Source organism: Streptomyces recifensis, assembly GCF_002154615.1.
Taxonomy (GTDB): domain Bacteria; phylum Actinomycetota; class Actinomycetes; order Streptomycetales; family Streptomycetaceae; genus Streptomyces; species Streptomyces griseoluteus.
The window spans coordinates 1-1,273 of the sequence record NZ_MUNH01000728.1 but is presented as its reverse complement, the minus strand read 5'-3'; the positions used below and the strand labels follow the sequence as shown (position 1 = coordinate 1,273).

General features: G+C 70.9%; 2 protein-coding genes. Both read right to left on the bottom strand.

The window, feature by feature from the left end; genetic code table 11:
• Positions 1-69: 69 nt before the first annotated feature.
• Complete coding sequence (locus CCN33_RS28940; RefSeq protein ID WP_086696335.1) at positions 70-561, bottom strand: RNA polymerase sigma factor; 492 nt, start codon at positions 559-561, stop codon at positions 70-72.
• A 134-nt stretch (positions 562-695) separates the two neighbouring features.
• The coding region (locus tag CCN33_RS28935; protein WP_107484016.1) for a class F sortase at positions 696-1,273 on the bottom strand (578 nt) is incomplete at its 5' end.

Genomic DNA, 1,273 nt, shown 5'->3' with positions numbered 1-1,273 from the left:
ACCCCCTCGTCATCATGCGGGGGCCGCATGATGACGAGGGGGTCGTCGGGTTCGAAGTCCGGACCCTCGTCACTGTATGCGATCAAGGCTTCTCCTCAAGTGGGCGCGGAGCAGTTCACGGGCCGCGTGCAGGTCGGCCTTGACGGTCCCTTCCTTGCGCCCGGTCAGCACGGCCACCTCCCGGATCGGCAAGTCAGCGTAGTAGTGCAGGAGGGTCGGTATGCGCAGTCGTTCGGGGAGCGCCTGGACGAGCAGCCGGACCGACGGATCGTTCTGCTCGGTGGGCGGCAGGACGGATGCCTCCACGGTGGCGCGGCGCATGGCCCTGCGTTCACGCTCCAGGCGGCGCCAGTGGTCGCGGACGATGTTGGCGGCCGTGACGTAGAGGAAGCCCCGGGGCTCCGACACTGAAGTCCAGCGGGCCCAGAGGCGGGTGAACGCCTCCGAGGCGATCTCGTGGGCGGTCTCGTCGTCGTCAACCAGACGGCGGCACCAGCCGGCCAGGCGCGGGTAGAGAACGGCGAACAGCTCTGCTGCCGCCTTCTCACGGGACCGTTTCAACACTCTCCATGGGGGTGGGGGGTACTTCTGGCGCCCGGATGCGCGAGGCTACCCGTGGGGAAGACCCCGGACCGAGGCCGCACGCTCCACGGCGCACGTTCCCTCGGCCCGGGATCCAGGCGGGTGACGACCGGTCAGCGACGCGTGGGGTGCGACGCGGCGAAGACGATCACGTTGTCGGAATAGCCGTCGCCGGTACGGGGGCCGCCGCAGGTGATGAGCCGCAACTCCGGCCGGTCGACGTCGCCGTACACCGCCTCCGTGGGAAACTCGGCCTTGGCGACGGTCCGTACGGAGGTGACGGTGAACTCGGCCGAGGAGCCGTTCTCCAGGCGCACGGTGATCTCGTCGCCCCGGCGCAGCCGGTCGAGCCGGCGAAAGACGCCGTCCCCGTAGGACCCGACCGTGACATGACCGAGGATCACCGACGGGCCGGTCTGTCCCGGCGTCGGGGAGCTCTGGTACCAGCCCGCCCGGTCGTGCGCGGTGATCGGGGGCACCTGGACGCTGCCGTCCTGTGCCAGCCCGAGCCGCATGACCGGGGTGTCGACGCCGATACCGGGAATCCGCAGGCGCACCGGGACCGAACCGCTTCGCGCGGCGGAGGGGTGGGATGTCACGTGCGTGCCACCGGGGCGGGCCGCGGATGCCCCGTCACCGCCGTGCTCGGCGCAGCTCACGAGCAGCGAGGCCGCCGCCGCGGTGACGAACA